Origin of the sequence: Helicobacter pylori, from assembly GCF_016755635.1 — a bacterium.
GTDB lineage: Bacteria > Campylobacterota > Campylobacteria > Campylobacterales > Helicobacteraceae > Helicobacter > Helicobacter pylori_CQ.
Map to the genome: position 1 here is coordinate 88,580 of NZ_CP051500.1, position 16,859 is coordinate 105,438.

A 16,859-nucleotide genomic window follows, 5' to 3' on the forward strand; every position below is an offset into this window, starting at 1 on the left:
TCCCAATCACACATATTCTTCTAAAAACTCAATCGCTTCATCAAGCCCTTTATTATCCCCCACGCTTATGGTGGGCTTGTTGCTCAATCGCTTGTTAAGCCCCTTTAACACACTCCCACAGCCTAATTCAAAAAAGACATCCACTCGGTCATTGTTAGATTTCACGCAGTCTTGATAACGCACCGGCTGAGTGAGTTGCAAGCTCAATAATTCAACGGCTTTTGCTTTGTTATGATACGCTTCGTTAGTCGCATTGGAGATGATTTCAAAATGGAATTTATCTTTCAAGCTTTTTTCTAGCAATTCCTGGAATTTAAAAATCATAGGCTCTAAAAAAGGGCAATGGCTCGCCACGCTCATTTCTAAAAAAACCACTCTTTTAGCCCCCATTTCCTTTAAAGTCGGCTCTAGGGCTTTCAAATCGTCTTTAATCCCGGCTAAAACCACTTGCATGCCGCCATTGAAATTCGCGCACCACACATTTTTGGTTCTTTGACACAAGCTTAAAAGGCTTTCTTCAGAAACGCCCAAAACGACCATCATAGAAGCGTCTTTATTCGTGCACGCTTCTTGCATCATTTTGCCTCTTTGGTGCGTGAGTTTAAGGGCTTTTTCAAAATCTAGCGCCCCGCTCAAAGACACCGCGCTCACTTCGCCGAGCGAATGCCCCAAAGCAAAAACGGGTTTTAACCTCCCATTTACTTGCTTGTTGAGCAATTGGTAAGCGATATAGCTCACTAAATAAATGGCAGGCTGGGTGTAAGCGCTCTCTTTTAAAAGCTCATTTTCTTCAAAAAGCGTTTTTTTCATATCCACTTTAAGCGCGTTAGAAGCCCTTTCAAACAATTCTTTAGCTAGGGTGTGGCTCTCATAGAATGATTTCCCCATTCCTATACATTGCGAGCCTTGCCCTGGAAATAATAGCGCGTATTGCATGGTGTTATCCTTTAAATTTTATTAATCCATAATTTAAAATTGTAATATAAAAGCCCTTAGTTTTGTTTAGAAACCATTAAAGTTTAAGGTTTATTTTAACTTATTTTTACTATAATTCTACTTTTTAAAGGACAGGTGGGTGAGTTGGCTGAAACCACATCCCTGCTAAGGATGCGTAGCCGTCAAGGTTACCGAGGGTTCGAATCCCTCCCTGTCCGCCAGCCTTTTTGCCTTTAAAAACTTTTTGTTTAGAATGTATTAACGAGACACCATAGTTTCTAAGCATTCCTTTTACGACACTCCTTTTACAGATTTTACAAATACAAATTTTAGGTTGGGTGAAGAGAGACACCCAGCCTAAACCCTATCAGTCCACTGCGGTATTTTCAAACATTTTGAGTATAATCGTTTCCACTACAATCACAAAAAAGAAAGAACATGACTTACAAAGAATTAGGTAAAAAAGTTTTAGAACAAGCAGGGAAGCCTTTGAGCGCTGAAGAAATTTGGGAGAGAGCTTGTGAAATGGGATTGGATAAAGAACGCAACGGCGGAAAAATACTTCCTCATAGTCTTGGAAGTCAGCTTGGTGAACACGATATTCCTAATGGGATTGGATAAAGAATGCAACGACGGAAAAATACTTCTTCATAGTCTTGGAAGTCAGCTTGGTGAACACGACATTTCTAACGACGAGAAGCAATTTTATGTTGCAAACAAAAAAGGAAGATCCTATTGCTATTGGCTCAAATCTCGTGAAAGAGAATTTCCCCCACAAGAAACCCCAGATTCCAAAGAAGAAGATGATGAACAGAGCGGGTGTTTAGGTGCATCCAAAAAACAAAAAATCTCTTTTCATGAAAGGGATTTGCACCCACTGCTTGTGAAATTTCTCTATGAAAATCCAGATTTCAATCTCCAATGCAAAACCATCTACCATGAAAAATGCAAAAAAGACAAAAAAGGCAAGGGTGAGTGGAATTATCCTGACATCGTGGGCGTGTATTTTCCTCAAAATGATTGCCATAAGAATTACAAGATAGAAACTTTGGAGTTTTTACACCATACCGGTCAAAATAGCTACAAGCTTTTTTCCTTTGAGCTTAAAAAAGAGCTTAGTTTTTCCAATCTAAAAGCGAGCTATTTCCAAGCGGTGAGCAATTCTAGTTGGGCTAATGAGGGGTATTTGGTGGTTTTTGATATTGATGATGAGGTTTTAAATGAATTAAGGCGGCTCAACCAAAGCTTTGGTATAGGGGTCATCAAGCTGGAATCTGAAATTTCAAACTCCAAAATCTTGTTGCCAGCTAAAGAAAGGGAGATTGATATGCAAACGCTTAATATGTTTATAGATAATAGTCCGGAGGATTTTGAGCCTTTCATCAAGGACATTAATAAACAAATTAAAGCAGGATTTGATACGCATGTCAAAGTCGCCGGTTTAGATCCAGTGCTTGATGATGAAGCAATGCAAAAATACATTAAAGACAAGGGCATTAAAGCAGAATAAAAAATGGGAGCGCTTTATCTTTCTCGCCCCATTTTTAAAAGCACAGACCAGCTTTTCACTCTTTATCAAGGGGATTGCAATGAGGTTTTGCCCCAATTTGAAAATGCTTTTGATTTGATTTTTGCTGATCCGCCTTATTTCCTTTCTAATGACGGCTTAAGCATACAAAGCGGTAAAATCGTGAGCGTCAATAAAGGCGATTGGGATAAAGAAAATGGGATTAACGATATTGATGAGTTCAATTACCAGTGGATCAACAACGCCAAAAAGGCTTTAAAAAACACAGGAAGCCTTTTAATCAGTGGGACTTACCACAACATCTTTTCTTTGGGGCGTATTTTACAAAAATTGGATTTTAAGATTTTAAACCTCATCACTTGGCAAAAAACCAACCCTCCTCCCAATTTCAGCTGCCGTTATTTGACGCATTCAGCTGAGCAAATCATTTGGGCGAGAAAAAGCCACAAACACAAGCATGTTTTTAACTATGAGGTTTTAAAAAAGATCAATAACGATAAACAAATGCGTGATGTATGGAATTTCCCAGCGATCGCTCCTTGGGAAAAAACAAACGGCAAGCACCCCACTCAAAAACCCCTCGCGCTGTTGGTGCGCTTGCTTTTAATGGCGAGCGATGAAAATTCTCTCATTGGCGATCCTTTTAGCGGGAGCTCCACCACAGGCATTGCGGCCAATCTTTTGAAAAGGCAATTTATCGGCATAGAAAAAGAAAGCGAATTTATCAAAATATCCATGAACAGAAAATTAGAATTAGACGCTCGCTATAAAGAAATCCGATCTAAAATCAAAGATTTAAACCACCAGTAAAGCCCCTTTTTTAAGCCGCTTTAAGCGTTATACTTTTGGGATTTCACCTCAAAATGGGATTCTATCTTCACCCATTCCTTACAAAGGATATTCTCATGCCCAAAAAGCCAGTGTTTAGGGCCAATAATGATTTTTTCTGGATTGTTTATCAAATAAGCCGCCCACCAACTATAAGTGCTGTTAGCGATAATGCCATGCTTGCAAGATTGCATGAGCAGCATATCCCAATACGCTTCTTCGTCTTTATCCCTAGTGGTCATGTCCATAAAAGGGTAGCCAAGATCAAGGTTTTGCGTGAATTTTAAGTCTTCGCAAAACACAAAAAGCTCCATGTTTGGCACGCGCTTTGCCATATACTCAAGCGCCTTTTTTTGATAGTCAATACCAAGCTGACAGCCAATCCCCACATAATCCCCTCTTCTTATATGCACAAACACGCTGTTTTTAGCGGCTAAAATCAAAGAAAGCTTGCGCTGGTATTCTTCCTCTTTTTTTTTATTATTTCCATTTTCGGGGGGGGGTAGGGTGAAGGTTTGCTTGATTAAAGGGGATATAGCGTCAAAATATCGTGGATCTTGAAAATAGCCAAAAAAATAAGTCAAGCGGCTTGGCTTTAGTAATTTAGGCTCGTATTCAAAAACGATTTCTTGACTCACCCTATCAAATCCCATGCATTTGAGCGCGTCTCTTACTAGCTTGGGGAGGTGTTGCATTTTAGCTATAGCGATTTCTTTCGCGCTCGCATAGGGCAAATCAATAGGGAAAAGTTCTAATTGCATTTTCCTATTACTCCCATCAAAAGAAGTAGTATCTAATAGCACAGGCGTATTAAGGTGTTTTTGCAAACTTTTAGCAAAAGCGTATTGAAACATTTGATTCCCAAGCCCCCCGCAAATTTGCACCACCTTAAAAGCCATTCAATCCCTTTATTTGTCAAATGAAACGCTAATTTTAGCTCATTTTAAAGCCCTTTTCAATAAAAGCCTAAAAAGTGGGGCAAGTAACGCTTTCAAATCATTTGAATTTTTTATTTGAAAAAGATGCGTATGAGGGTTCTAGCAAGCGTTCTTGGTATTCTAAAAGAATCCTGTCTTCGCTATTGAGCGAGTAGGCTTCATCGTATTTGCGCTTGATGATGCCCTTTAAAATGGTGTGCTGGACTTGGTATTTATCTTCTTTAAGCATTTCATCCACTAAAGCGTAAAGCTGAATGTCTTGAATGAGTAAATCTGAAATCTTAACGCTCTCTTTGTCAAACAATTCTTCATTAGCGCAATATTCATTCACTAAAATAAGCACTCGGTTATACACATCAGAGGCGATTTTAGCGTTTAGGGTTCTATAAATGTAACTTTTGATTTTTTTGAGTTGCTCTTCTAAATCTTCACTGGCCTTGCTCGCTAAAGCCAGAATGCTTAAGATTTGAATCAGAGTCATCATTTTATGGCTTAAAGAGCGGGTGCGCCATTTAATGAGAAAGCGCATGAAATAAGACATTTTGATAGAAAGGCTACAGGGGAGGGTGTTTTTCTTGGGTTTTGGCATGCTTAGTTTCTTTTAAAAAAGGATTTTGTGGTTTAATTATATAACTTTAAAACTAATTCTAGGAGTAAAGAGATGGAAACATTCAAAAAAGGCGTGGTCTTAGACGCTAAAAGCGTGGGGTTAAAGGCGCTAGAAGTTTTAAAAGAAGTGGCGGATTTTGATTTTTATGAGATCACTTCGCCTAATCAAGTGGTTGAGCGCTGCAAAGAGGCTGAGATTGTGGTGCTGAATAAAGTCGTTATCACTCAAGAAATTTTAAGCCAATTGCCTAAACTCAAACTCATTTGCATTAGCGCTACAGGCACGGATAATGTGGATATAAAAAGCGCGAAAGCTTTAGGCATAGAAGTCAAAAATGTGAGCGCTTATTCTACAGAATCCGTAGCCCAGCACACTTTAGCGTGCGCGTTGTCTTTGTTGGGGAGGATCAATGATTACGATCGTTATTGCAAAAGTGGGGAATATAGCCAAAGCGATATTTTTACGCACATTAGTAATATTAAAATGGGGCTTATTAAAGGGGGTCAATGGGGGGTTATTGGTTTAGGTGCAATCGGTAAAAGAGTCGCTAAGCTCGCTCAAGCTTTCGGGGCAAAGGTGGTGTATTATTCCCCTAAAGATAAAAAAGAAGAGTATGAGCGCTTGAATTTAAAAGAACTGCTCACAACAAGCGATATTATCAGCATTCATGCCCCCTTAAATGAAAGCACGCGCGATTTAATCGCTCTAAAGGAATTGCAAAGCCTAAAAGACGGGGCGATTTTAATCAATGTGGGGCGTGGGGGCATTGTGAATGAAAAGGATCTGGCTGGAATTTTAGAAACCAAAGATTTGTATTATGCGAGCGATGTGTTTGTGAAAGAGCCTTTTGAAAAAGATCATGCGTTTTTGAACCCAAAGATCCAAAATAAATTGCTTTTAACCCCCCATATCGCATGGGCGTATAGCGACAGCTTGAAAACCTTAGTAGAAAAAACCAAAGAAAATATTCAGGATTTTTTAGCTTCTCAAAAATAAACGCAAAAAAAGGGGGTTTTTGTTGGGTTTTTCTCTCCGCTTTTCTCCCCTTTTGTTGTGAGAGTGCCCCTTTCTAAAAAAAGGGGCTTCCAAAGCATTCCGTTGAACGCTAACACGAAAGGCTCTTTAAAGTCTGCATGGGTATTTCCCACCCTAAAAAGACTGGGGGGATTTTAACCTCTTTTAGCTTTGAATATAGCCCTATGCACTCTTGCGCCCTAAAGAACGGAGTTTTTCGCGTTAGTGGGATAAAATCTAAACAATGGAGTAAGGTTTAATGGTTTTCAACCAAATTAAGAAAAAACCTTTAGGTGGATTGACCTAAAGGCTTTATTGAAGAGGACGATCACATCTTAGAAATATCAATTTTAAAGGTGTGGATTTCATCTTCTAAAAAGACTTTAACCACCACCACACCCGGGGTTTTAAGGTTTTTGGTATCCACTACCACAAACCCTCCCTTAGCCTTACCTTCAACATTAAGGGTGTTGTTTTTAAGGTAATTGATCGCTAGGATTTTTAAAGCTTGGCGGCTTTCTTGCATGACTTCTTGCTCTTCTACATCATCCATCATCATCATGCCAAAGCCTGGCCCATACAAGCCCATTCCCCCATACATCATGCCATTATAAGCTAAAAATCCCCCTTGCCCGTAATAAAACATAGGCGGGGTGATCATATTGACATTATCAATAGGGGTGGTCGGCACGGCAATATTAAAACTTTGTAAAATACCCTCAAAATCAAAACTGGATTTCATCACCTGTCTTAGGCTTAAGACCGGTAAATTCGTTTGGTTGATAGACACCGAAATGGCTTTACGGCTAAACACCACAGGATTTCCCTCTAAAACTTGCGCCCCTACATACAGCACTAAAGGGGACTCGCTTAAGCCTTTCAATTTGCTTTGAGCGATTTCTAGCTGGACTTTAGATTTGGCTTGCGTGGAAGTCATCACTTGAATCCCATTATTATAGGATGTAACATGTTCAGGCGTGATCTTATAGCTCGCGCAAGCGCTCATCAGTAAGGCTATCGCTACTAAAACGATTCTTTTCATCAAAATCCCTTTCATTCAAAGTTTAATTTTCGTTTAGAATTTCCTTATTATAGTGTAGTTTGACTTAAAATTAAGATTTTATTAAAAACAAGAGCTTAAAAAGCTTTAATGCGTGTTTTCTAGCCACAAAAGGATAGAAGATTTGATCTCATTGAGTTTTAAAACCTCTTGGTGCTTGATTCCTTTCTCAAATAAATTATCAAGGCGCTGGCTATCCGGGGTATTGTAGCTGTTTTTAAGCGTTTCTAGGGCGGTTTTGTCGTTATCGTTTTTCTTTTGCTCGTTTAGGGCTAAAAGGGTGGTGCTGGGGAATTTTTCATAAGAGGCGGTGGCAGAAACAAGGGTTTTTTCACTAGTTTTCAAGCTGGCGTTTAAAGCGGTGGCGGTGTGGGGGTCAATCAGGTATTGGTGCTCTGCATAAACTTCTTGGATTGTTTTCAAACAGGCTTCATCTGAGCAGCTCGCACAAGAAAAATGCTCCTGTAAAAGGGCTAATTCTTTAGGCTTTAAGGCATAAAACTTCTCTTCTTCTAAAGCTTGCATCCATTCTAGCGTGCGTTCAAACCCAAAGAGATCAAAAAGCGCTCTTTCCACATTAGAGCTTTTTAAAATATCCATAGCCGGCGAGTAGGTTTGCTTTAAAGAACGATGGGTTAAATCGTAACGCCCTGTTTCTATAAACTCCCTTAAAACATCATTGCTGTTGGTTACAACCTTGATTTTAGCAATATTCAAGCCCATTTTTTTGGCATAAAACGCCCCTAAAGCGTTCCCAAAATTACCGCTAGGTATGGCTAGGGTGATTTTTTCTTTAGAATTGATCGCGCCTTTTTTATACAATTCTAAAAAGCCCCAAATATGATAGACGATTTGAAAAGCGATGCGCCCAAAATTCACGGAATTAGCCACGCTTAATTTTAATTGGCGCGCTTTTAAAGCGTCGTTAAAATCATCGTCTTTTAAAAGGTTTTTGAGCGCGTTTTGCGCATCATCAAAATCCCCACTGATCCCAAAGACCTTTAAATTGCTAGCGCTTTGGGTAACCATTTGGAGTTTTTGGACTAAACTTGTGCCATCTTTGGGGTATAAACACACCACAAAAACATTAGGCATGCCCGCCAAACTTTCTAAAGTCGCAGGGCCGGTATCGCCACTGGTAGAAACGAGCATTAAATACTTTTCATTTTTTCCTACCGCTAGATTAGAAAACAAGCTCGCTAAAGGCTGTAACGCCATGTCTTTAAACGCCAAACTAGGCCCATGGTAGAGCTCTTGGACAAAAAGCCTTTCATTGAGCGCAAAAATAGGGGCTGGATTTTTAGGGTTATCAAAATTTTCATAGCGTTTTAAAGCGCTTGTTAATAAACCCTTAGGAATCTCTAAACCCAAGCGCTCAAACACGCATTCTACCAGCTCGTTATAGCTCAGATTCAAACAATCCTGCCATTGTAATGTTTCAAAATGCTCTAAAGTGTAAAGCCCGCCTTTTGGGGCGTTGGGGTTTAATATTGCTTCAATAAAATCAATCTTTTTTTCTTTCAAAGAGCGCGTGGGGACAAAAGGCATTATTCTTCCTTACCATAATTTTTAGCCGTAGCATACCCTAAAAGAGCGAATGCAACCTTAAATGGTTTTTAATGAGAATGATTGATCGCCTTTTTAATCCAGTTTAATTTTGGATTTATGCTTATAATACTATAATGCGGTTTAAAATTTTGCCGCAAATGGGCAAAAAATTTCATCATAGTAAGGTTGTGTTTTGTCTAAAGGTTTGAGTATCGGTAATAAAATCATATTGTGGGTGGCGTTGATTGTGATCGTGTGCGTGAGCATTTTAGGGGTGTCCTTAAACAGCAGGGTGAAAGAGATTTTAAAAGAAAACACCTTGCGTTCTATGCAAGATAGTTTGCATTTTAAGGTTAAGGAAGTGCAAGGGGTTTTGGAAAACACCTATACGAGCATGGGCATTGTCAAAGAAATGCTCCCTAAAGACACCAAAAGAGAAATCAAAATCCACTTGTTGAAAAACTTCATTTTAGCCAATTCGCATGTCGCTGGGGTGAGCATGTTTTTTAAAAACAGAGAAGATTTAAGATTAACGCTTTTAAGGGATAACGATACGATTAAATTAATGGAAAATTCATCATTAGGGAATAGCCCTTTAGCGCAAAAAGCGATGAAAAATAAAGAAATTTCTAAAAGCTTGCCTTATTATAGGAAAATGCCTAATGGGGCGGAAGTTTATGGGGTTGATATTCTTTTACCTTTATTGAATGAAAACGCTCAAGAGGTTGTAGGGGCTTTGATGATTTTCTTTTCTATTGACAGCTTCAGCAATGAAATCACTAAAAACAGGAGCGATTTGTTTTTAATTGGCGTTAAAGGTAAAGTGCTTTTGAGCGCGAATAAGAGTTTGCAAGACAAATCTATCGCAGAAATTTATAAGAGCGTGCCTAAAGCCACCAACGAAGTGCTGGCTATTTTAGAAAACGGCTCTAAAGCGACTTTAGAATACTTAGATCCCTTTAGCCATAAGGAAAATTTTTTAGCCGTTGAAACCTTTAAAATGCTAGGCAAAGCAGAAAGTAAAGACAATCTTAATTGGATGATCGCTTTAATCATTGAAAAAGACAAGGTCTATGAGCAAGTGGGATCGGTGCGTTTTGTGGTGATTATAGCGAGCGCTATCATGGTATTAGCCTTGATTATAGCGATCACTCTCTTAATGCGAGCGATTGTGAGCAGTCCTTTGGAAGTCGTTTCTAGCACCCTATCTCATTTCTTCAAACTATTGAACAATCAAGCCAATTCCAGCGGTATTAAATTGGTTGAAGCGAAATCTAATGACGAATTAGGGCGCATGCAAACAGCGATCAATAAAAATATCTTGCAAACCCAAAAAATCATGCAAGAAGACAGGCAGGCCGTCCAAGACACCATTAAAGTGGTTTCAGATGTGAAAGCAGGGAATTTTGCGGTGCGCATCACAGCTGATCCCGCAAGCCCTGATTTGAAAGAATTGAGGGACGCGCTAAACGGGATCATGGATTATTTGCAAGAAAGCGTGGGGACTCACATGCCAAGCATTTTCAAAATCTTTGAAAGCTATTCTGGCTTGGATTTTAGAGGGCGGATCCAAAACGCTTCAGGTAGGGTGGAATTGGTTACTAACGCTTTAGGGCAAGAAATCCAAAAAATGCTAGAAACTTCGTCTAATTTTGCCAAAGATTTAGCGAATGATAGCGCGAATTTAAAAGAATGCGTGCAGAATTTAGAAAAGGCTTCAAACTCCCAACACAAAAGCTTGATGGAAACTTCTAAAACGATAGAAAATATCACCACTTCCATTCAAGGCGTGAGCTCTCAAAGTGAAGCCATGATTGAACAAGGGCAAGACATTAAAAGCATTGTAGAAATCATCAGAGATATTGCTGATCAAACCAATCTTTTAGCCCTAAACGCCGCTATTGAAGCCGCAAGAGCCGGCGAGCATGGCAGAGGCTTTGCGGTGGTGGCTGATGAAGTTAGGAAGCTCGCTGAAAGGACGCAAAAATCGCTCAGCGAGATTGAAGCCAATATCAATATTTTAGTTCAAAGCATTTCAGACACGAGCGAGAGCATTAAAAACCAGGTTAAAGAAGTAGAAGAAATCAACGCTTCTATTGAAGCCTTAAGATCAGTTATTGAGGGCAATCTAAAAATCGCTAGCGATTCTTTAGAAATCAGTCAAGAAATTGACAAAGTCTCTAACGATATTTTAGAAGATGTGAATAAAAAGCAGTTTTAATGCTCATTCATATTTGCTGCTCGGTGGATAACCTGTATTTTTTAAAAAAGGCTAAAGAGGCTTTTGCGGGTGAAAAAATCATAGGGTTTTTCTATAACCCCAATATCCACCCTTATAGCGAATACTTGTTGCGTTTAGAAGACGTGAAACGCGCTTGCGAGATGCTAGGAATTGAATTGCTTGAAGGCGATTATGAATTAGAAAAATTTTTAGACAAAGCTAAGGGTAAGGAATTGTTAGGGGAAAAAAGCGAGCGCTGTTTTGAGTGCTTTGATTTGCGCTTAGAAGCGAGCGCATTAAAAGCCTTTGAATTAGGGGAAGAAAAATTCACCACCACCTTACTCACAAGCCCTAAAAAAGACCCTAACCAGCTCATCGCTAAGGGACAACACATCGCGCAAAGGCACAATTTGGAATTTGTTGTGTTCAGAAACGATAATTTTGAACATTTTAAGAGCGAATTGGATTTGAATTTGCAAGCTTTGGCGAGAGAAAACGAGCTTTATCGGCAAAATTATTGCGGTTGCCAATTCGCTTTAAAAATCCAAAAAGAATCCCAAAACAGAAGCCCCTTTGAGCTTTACTCGCCCTTAAAACGCCAGATTTTACCCGCAAGTATTGAAGAAAGGACGCAAGTTTTTAGAACATTAGAAGCGGCTAAAAAGGACGCTAATAAGCCTTTTTTAGCCCAAAAAACGATCGCAACTTACCGCTTATTAAATGGGGGCGTGTGGCTTTCTAAAAATTCAAACCCCTTGAATTGCTGTATTCTAGCGCGCTCTAAAAGTAAGGCTAAGGTTAGGATCAACGATTTAAGGTGGGTTTTTTCTCAGCGTTTAAGCGTGCTAGTGGGTTATAGCCAAAGAGATGAAACCTTGTTTTTAACTTTAGAAGGCCTTAATACTCTTATGGCAAAAAACTACGATAATTTAAAAGAGTTAAACCTTAACCCCTTAAATTATGAAGAAGAGTTATCTTTAAGGGCGTTAGTGAGCGGGAGCGAGAGCGTTAACCCTATTATCGTGCTAGAAGAACGCACAGAAAAAACCATTTTTGTAGAAATTAAAAGCATTTTTCAAGAAGAGAAGGTGTTTTATTTGCTCTAAGCTAAACTTTAATGGAGCGATAAATTCTTGTAATTAAAAATTATTAAAGTTGGCTTTAGTTATCCATGCTTGATGAGAACAAAACCTAAAACAATATATTATTTTAAAATATAGCGTTGCGTGTAAGTAGGGGTTATATTCAGTCAAAACATGCAAGTAATTTAAAGTTAATTTAAGATAATTAGGCACAATAGCCGTAAAAAGTTTAAGGCTGTATTTGAAAACTCTATTTAGTATTTATCTCTTTTTATCGTTGAACCCACTCTTTTTAGAAGCTAATGAAATCACTTGGTCTAAATTCTTAGAAAACTTTAAAAACAAGAATGAAGACGACAAACCTAAACCCCTAACCATTGATAAAAATAGCGAAAAACAGCCAGTCTTAGATAAAAACCAGCAAATCTTAAAAAGGGCTTTAGAAAAAAGCCTTAAATTTTTCTTTATTTTTGGGTACAACTATTCGCAAGCCACTTTTTCAACTTCTAATCAAAGCTTGACTTTTGTAGCCAATAGCATAGGGTTTAACACCGCTACCGGTTTAGAGCATTTTTTAAGAAACCACCCTAAAGTCGGTTTTAGAATCTTTAGCGTCTATAATTATTTCCATTCTGTTTCACTCTCTCAGCCTCAAACCTTAATGGTGCAAAATTATGGGGGCGCGTTAGATTTTTCTTGGATTTTTGTAGATAAAAATATTTATCGTTTTAGGAGTTATTTGGGTATCGCTTTAGAACAAGGGGTGCTATTGGTGGATACGATTAAAACCGGTGCGATCACAACGATTATCCCAAGAACCAAAAAAACCTTTTTTCAAGCCCCTTTGCGTTTTGGTTTTATCGTGGATTTTATCGGCTATTTGTCTTTGCAATTAGGGATTGAAATACCCTTAGTGAGGAATGTTTTTTACACCTACAACAACCATCAAGAAAGATTCAAACCACGATTTAACGCTAATCTTTCTTTAATCGTTTCGTTTTAGTGTCCTTTTCCCCTTTTAAATAAGCCCATGATTTTCCTAGGGTATTTTAAAAGCATGGAAAAAACATTCGCTTGAATGCCGTTTTCTTGGCATGCTCTTATGTTTTCTTTATTCCTTAATAAAAGGCTTTTAAACCCGCTCGTGCTAACCCCCCCAGTGCGCATCACCACTAACGCTTCTTTCAAATAAGAAAAGCTTATTTTTTGCACCACAAACAAGCGGATGATCATCTCAAAATCCGCTGAAATCTTATAATCGGTTTTGTATAGCCCATAGCGTTCATAAATGGCTTTTTTGACAAAGAGCGTGGGGTGGGCTGGCACCACGCCATAAAGCAAGGTTTTAGGGCTAAACTCCCCGCTCTCATAATAGCGCACCACTTTTTCTAAACGATCCGGTTTGACAAACACCAGATCTGCATACACGCTATCGCAATTTTTGTTTTCAAACTCATGCACCACTTTTTCTATTACAAACTCATCTTTGTAAAAATCATCGCTATTCAATAGAGCGATAATATCCCCACTAGAACGCTTTATGCCTTTATTCATGGCGTCATAAATGCCCTCATCTTTTTCACTCACCACGCAAGCGATTTTATCTCTATATTTTTGAATGATTTCTAAAGTGCGATCCGCGCTAGCCCCGTCTATAATGATGTATTCAATGTTTTTATAAGTTTGATGAAGCACGGAAAGAATGGTGTCTTCAATGGTTTTTTCGCTATTAAAACACGCCGTAATCACAGAAACTTTTAACAATCCAACCCCTTTTTGATAAACTCCCCCCTGATTTTTAGAGTAAGAATATACAGAATCTTGATAGTTATTTTACATAATCTTTGACATTAAAATAAGGTGGGATTGTGATTCACCAAAACATCACCGCAACAAGAATTTATCCTTATTATACTGCAAAGCTAGAGGGTCTGGACGCAAATCTAATTGTTCTGGCAAGAATATAGATTTATGATTAAAACTAGATAGAATGCATTGTCTATCAATTATAAGATTTGATGATGAAGTAATAACAACTATCTCATTATCATTTTTATATTCAAAACTAAATAACCCATTATCAAACATTTTGTGCATCTCATAACTTAAAGCTATGCCATTATTCACGGCAAAAGATCCACCATCTCTATATGGGATAATATGTGCTGCTTCTAACAAACATCTACCATTAATAAATAATGATTTGCCGGTTATGGCACATTTATTATCATAAGCTCTTAAGACACTTTCTCTAAATAGTTGTTGCTTCCCTGCTGGTCTAAAACTATTTTTAGCAGGATAATAATATAAAATATTATTCATGCTAGCATTTAATATATCCACAAAATTGAAATCAACAATCACTTTATGATGACTATCTAGCACTAAAGCTGTTATAAGGAAATTATAGATATATGAAATGGGTTTATTTAATTCTTCTTGTGTTTCCAAATTAAGATCTCTAAAAGCATCTTGATTGTATCGCATAAGCAAAACATCTTCTTTTGTATGAGCTAAGATATTTTGCAAAATCTCTTTGTTTAAATTTTTTATATTGTAATTTCTCATATAATTTAAAAGCACCAAATATGGGCGAATGGAATCTGCAGTATCATAGTAGGATAAAATAAGTTGTAAAATTGACTTCTTATATTGATTAAGATTGTAAATAGATGAAAACAATTCTTGAGGCGATAAAGAATCAATATTTTTTCTGTTACTTTTTACTATATTTTCATCATACGCATGAATGCCCCAAGAATAACCAAAAGCTTTCATTATTTGTTTTGCTTCTCTGGTTAGAGTAAAATGATAATCACTTGGTTTATCATAATCTATAAGTCCTATTTTTCTCATATCGGGATATTTTGACTTATAGTTGGCAGGAATAAGGTTTAAATATTTTTCAGCACCAAGGTGAGAAAGTGTGGGCAGTTCCACTGCTATAAGATTAGAAAGGTTGTGCTTAAAGTGTTTGAAAGAGTCAAAAAATAAACCCGTGCTATTTCTTTTATATCGCATATTAACCTGTCTCATCATCTCTCCTTTTGCAAAACAATTATGCTCTCTCGTAAATAAAATTTAGTTTTAGAATCAATGATTTTCATCTGCTGACTAGATGTTTTAAGCTTCCTAGCAATAATGATTTCCTTGCATTTAAAACCTAATTTTTGTGCCTCTTGTGCTAAGATTTCATCAGTTTGTATCGGCACTCCTCTATAGCAAGAATTTCCAACTACAATAAAGCAAAATCCTCCATCCTTAAGAACTTCAAAACAATTTTTTAAAACTTTTTGCATATCAAAAAAATAATTATTTAGCATTGTTAAAGTGCTTGATTCTATACCTTTATTGTTAAGAATTTCTAATGTGTAATTAAGCAATATATTTTCTATTTTATCTTGTTGTTTTAAGGCTGCATTTTTGTTATTTCTTAGAGCAGATTTTTTAAGCTTTTTCCACTCTTCATAACTTTTTACAATTTTGCTACTCCATAACTCCATTTTGTAAATTTCAAAATAATCAAATGAATTTGCATATGGCGGAGATGTTAAAATACAATCAACTTTATCTTTTGGTTTATTGTTTATGGAAGAGCAGTTTTTCAAAACTATAACTTTAGAATTTTTTGTATCAAATTCGTTTTTTAACTCAAATGCCCTTAGCACAAGTGCTTTGAGATAAGATTCTATATCTTTAATCTTACTTTTTCTATGCTTAATACCATTGCCATCTTTTTTAAAATTAAGCATTTTTTCTAAATTAGATAATACTAAAAAAGACACAAAATGATAAATCTTAGAATCCAAGTCTTTAAAGGATTCTATAAAATCCATTATGAGATTAAATCGCTTTTTATCAGCATATTTGCTAAAAGATTCCCATTGTGGAAAGGGATATTCTTTATTGCTAGCTATAAAATTATTTACATTTTTTTCTGCTTTTTTTAAATTGTCAGAGTCCAAACTTTCTAATTTTGCTTTAGCGACATTTATGGCAAATGGTGAAGTGTCAAAACCATAGCAAACTTGCGTTTGTATATTTAAAAAGCTAGAGCCAACACCACAAAACGGATCATAAACACTCGTAATAGAACAATCAAAACGATTTTGTAAATGCTCTATAAGATAAGGACTAAAAGCTTCTTTATAGGGAAAAACTTCATTTAAAGAGTCTAATATGTCATCATTATTTACTAAACTTGTCAGCGTTGTAGGGTAGCTTTTTATAATAGGAATAGTATGAGAAACTGTGTTTTTTACAAATCTTTCAAGGGCAATCTTACAATATTTACTTGATAACTCAATGCCGATAAATTGTCTATTCAATCTGCTTGCCACATAGGTTGTTGTACCTATGCCATTAAAGGGATCTAATACAATATCATTTTGATAGGAATAAATTTTTAATAATCTCTCAATTAACTCTTCTGGGTAGGGTGCGGGATGTAAATCTTTTTTAGCATTGTTACTAACACATAAAATACTTTCAAAGCCTTGATTGTTGTCTTGATCAAAATACCAAATATTTTTTGTCCATTCTTTAAATTCTTGGCTAGTAATATCTGCTAATTCTCCCTCAGTTTTATGAATTTTATTTTCCTTATAAAACACTAATATTGCTTCTCCCAAAGGCCTAAAAGATGGGCAAGAAGGGCTTTTCCAACTCCCCCAAGCTGTATTGTTTCCCTGAAAATGCTTAATATCTTTTCCCTTATGCCAAGTTATAAGCTCAAACTCCTTAAAGCCAATTTCATTTAAAATTTGTGTTATATAAACGCTTAAAAATCTCACCTCTTTGCTATCTCTATTTTTCACTGCAAAAGGCACATTGACACAAATCCGCCCATCCTTTTTAAGCACACGGTAGCATTCTTTAAAAATATCGTGCATCAAATTGAGATAAGATTCAAAATCTAAATCATCATTATAATTTTCATATTGATGTGCCACATTATATGGAGGTGAAGTAATAATAATGTCTATAAGATTATCTTCTATATGATTTTTTAGAATATATAAACTATCTCCATTTAGGATCTCTTGCAAACTTTTATTCATTCAAGTAGTATAACACAACAAATCATAGCTTTAT

13 protein-coding genes, 1 tRNA gene and 1 pseudogene are annotated in these 16,859 nt (G+C 36.9%); 7 read left to right on the plus strand and 8 right to left on the minus strand.

Annotation, left to right across the window (positions count from 1 at the left end):
- Positions 1–6: 6 nt before the first annotated feature.
- Complete coding sequence (gene fabD, locus HG567_RS00430) at positions 7–936, minus strand: ACP S-malonyltransferase (RefSeq protein WP_202163839.1); 930 nt, start codon at positions 934–936, stop codon at positions 7–9.
- Between the two features lie 129 nt (positions 937–1,065).
- On the opposite strand from fabD, the gene HG567_RS00435 reads away from it, so the two are divergent.
- The 3 genes and pseudogenes from HG567_RS00435 (at position 1,066) to HG567_RS00445 (ending at position 3,274) form a co-directional block, all read left to right on the plus strand.
- Positions 1,066–1,157, plus strand: a tRNA-Ser gene (locus HG567_RS00435).
- 217 nt (positions 1,158–1,374) lie between these two features.
- A pseudogene (locus HG567_RS00440) lies at positions 1,375–2,446 on the plus strand (HTH domain-containing protein).
- 3 nt (positions 2,447–2,449) lie between these two features.
- Complete coding sequence (locus tag HG567_RS00445; RefSeq protein ID WP_202138082.1) at positions 2,450–3,274, plus strand: DNA-methyltransferase; 825 nt, start codon at positions 2,450–2,452, stop codon at positions 3,272–3,274.
- A gap of 20 nt (positions 3,275–3,294) precedes the next feature.
- On the opposite strand, the gene HG567_RS00450 is transcribed toward HG567_RS00445, so the two are convergent.
- Positions 3,295–4,191 carry an alpha-1,2-fucosyltransferase gene (locus HG567_RS00450; protein WP_202163840.1) on the minus strand — a complete coding sequence of 299 codons (897 nt, stop codon included), beginning with the start codon at positions 4,189–4,191 and terminating at the stop codon, positions 3,295–3,297.
- A 97-nt stretch (positions 4,192–4,288) separates the two neighbouring features.
- Positions 4,289–4,819, minus strand: a complete 531-nt coding sequence (locus tag HG567_RS00455) for a hypothetical protein (protein WP_001125762.1) — start codon at positions 4,817–4,819, stop codon at positions 4,289–4,291.
- A 72-nt stretch (positions 4,820–4,891) separates the two neighbouring features.
- Here HG567_RS00455 and HG567_RS00460 point away from each other — a divergent pair, with 72 nt between their 5' ends.
- Positions 4,892–5,836: a D-2-hydroxyacid dehydrogenase gene (locus HG567_RS00460; protein ID WP_202139766.1), complete on the plus strand. Its 945-nt coding sequence runs from the start codon at positions 4,892–4,894 to the stop codon at positions 5,834–5,836.
- A 346-nt stretch (positions 5,837–6,182) separates the two neighbouring features.
- Here the strand turns inward: HG567_RS00460 and HG567_RS00465 are convergent, their stop codons facing one another.
- Both HG567_RS00465 and thrC read right to left on the minus strand, forming a co-directional pair.
- A complete protein-coding gene (locus HG567_RS00465) occupies positions 6,183–6,896 on the minus strand; it encodes a hypothetical protein (protein WP_202139767.1) in 714 nt (237 codons plus the stop codon).
- A gap of 105 nt (positions 6,897–7,001) precedes the next feature.
- Entirely contained in the window at positions 7,002–8,462 is a 1,461-nt protein-coding gene (thrC, locus tag HG567_RS00470; RefSeq protein ID WP_202139768.1) for a threonine synthase, read from the minus strand.
- Between the two features lie 193 nt (positions 8,463–8,655).
- Here thrC and tlpA point away from each other — a divergent pair, with 193 nt between their 5' ends.
- The 3 genes from tlpA (at position 8,656) to HG567_RS00485 (ending at position 12,768) form a co-directional block, all read left to right on the plus strand.
- Positions 8,656–10,683, plus strand: coding sequence for a methyl-accepting chemotaxis protein TlpA (gene tlpA, locus HG567_RS00475; RefSeq protein ID WP_202139769.1), 2,028 nt, complete (start codon positions 8,656–8,658; stop codon positions 10,681–10,683).
- Positions 10,683–11,789 (plus strand): epoxyqueuosine reductase QueH, encoded by a 1,107-nt coding sequence (locus HG567_RS00480; RefSeq protein ID WP_202163841.1) that lies wholly within the window; start codon positions 10,683–10,685, stop codon positions 11,787–11,789. Before tlpA ends, HG567_RS00480 begins: the two co-directional genes overlap by 1 nt.
- Before the next feature lie 217 nt (positions 11,790–12,006).
- The gene (locus HG567_RS00485) at positions 12,007–12,768 is read left to right on the plus strand and encodes an outer membrane beta-barrel protein (RefSeq protein WP_202139771.1); all 762 of its coding nucleotides are present in this window, start codon (positions 12,007–12,009) and stop codon (positions 12,766–12,768) included.
- Here the strand turns inward: HG567_RS00485 and HG567_RS00490 are convergent.
- The 3 genes from HG567_RS00490 to HG567_RS00500 form a co-directional block, all read right to left on the minus strand.
- Positions 12,765–13,529, minus strand: a complete 765-nt coding sequence (locus tag HG567_RS00490; RefSeq protein ID WP_120888409.1) for a glycosyltransferase family 2 protein — start codon at positions 13,527–13,529, stop codon at positions 12,765–12,767. The genes HG567_RS00485 and HG567_RS00490 overlap by 4 nt on opposite strands.
- Before the next feature lie 120 nt (positions 13,530–13,649).
- A complete protein-coding gene (locus HG567_RS00495; protein WP_187830677.1) occupies positions 13,650–14,804 on the minus strand; it encodes an HNH endonuclease in 1,155 nt (384 codons plus the stop codon).
- Positions 14,801–16,825: a DNA methyltransferase gene (locus HG567_RS00500; protein ID WP_187830678.1), complete on the minus strand. Its 2,025-nt coding sequence runs from the start codon at positions 16,823–16,825 to the stop codon at positions 14,801–14,803. The genes HG567_RS00495 and HG567_RS00500 overlap by 4 nt, the downstream gene beginning before the upstream one ends.
- Positions 16,826–16,859 lie beyond the last annotated feature (34 nt).

What these genes read in the sequence shown, in the direction of transcription:
- fabD (WP_202163839.1), bottom strand. Translation starts at nt 936, where the DNA reads ATGCAATACGCGCTATTATTTCCAGGGCAAGGCTCGCAATGTATAGGA.
- HG567_RS00445 (WP_202138082.1), top strand. Translation starts at nt 2,450, where the DNA reads ATGGGAGCGCTTTATCTTTCTCGCCCCATTTTTAAAAGCACAGACCAG.
- HG567_RS00450 (WP_202163840.1), bottom strand. Translation starts at nt 4,191, where the DNA reads ATGGCTTTTAAGGTGGTGCAAATTTGCGGGGGGCTTGGGAATCAAATG.
- HG567_RS00455 (WP_001125762.1), bottom strand. Translation starts at nt 4,819, where the DNA reads ATGCCAAAACCCAAGAAAAACACCCTCCCCTGTAGCCTTTCTATCAAA.
- HG567_RS00460 (WP_202139766.1), top strand. Translation starts at nt 4,892, where the DNA reads ATGGAAACATTCAAAAAAGGCGTGGTCTTAGACGCTAAAAGCGTGGGG.
- HG567_RS00465 (WP_202139767.1), bottom strand. Translation starts at nt 6,896, where the DNA reads ATGAAAAGAATCGTTTTAGTAGCGATAGCCTTACTGATGAGCGCTTGC.
- thrC (WP_202139768.1), bottom strand. Translation starts at nt 8,462, where the DNA reads ATGCCTTTTGTCCCCACGCGCTCTTTGAAAGAAAAAAAGATTGATTTT.
- HG567_RS00480 (WP_202163841.1), top strand. Translation starts at nt 10,683, where the DNA reads ATGCTCATTCATATTTGCTGCTCGGTGGATAACCTGTATTTTTTAAAA.
- HG567_RS00495 (WP_187830677.1), bottom strand. Translation starts at nt 14,804, where the DNA reads ATGATGAGACAGGTTAATATGCGATATAAAAGAAATAGCACGGGTTTA.
- HG567_RS00500 (WP_187830678.1), bottom strand. Translation starts at nt 16,825, where the DNA reads ATGAATAAAAGTTTGCAAGAGATCCTAAATGGAGATAGTTTATATATT.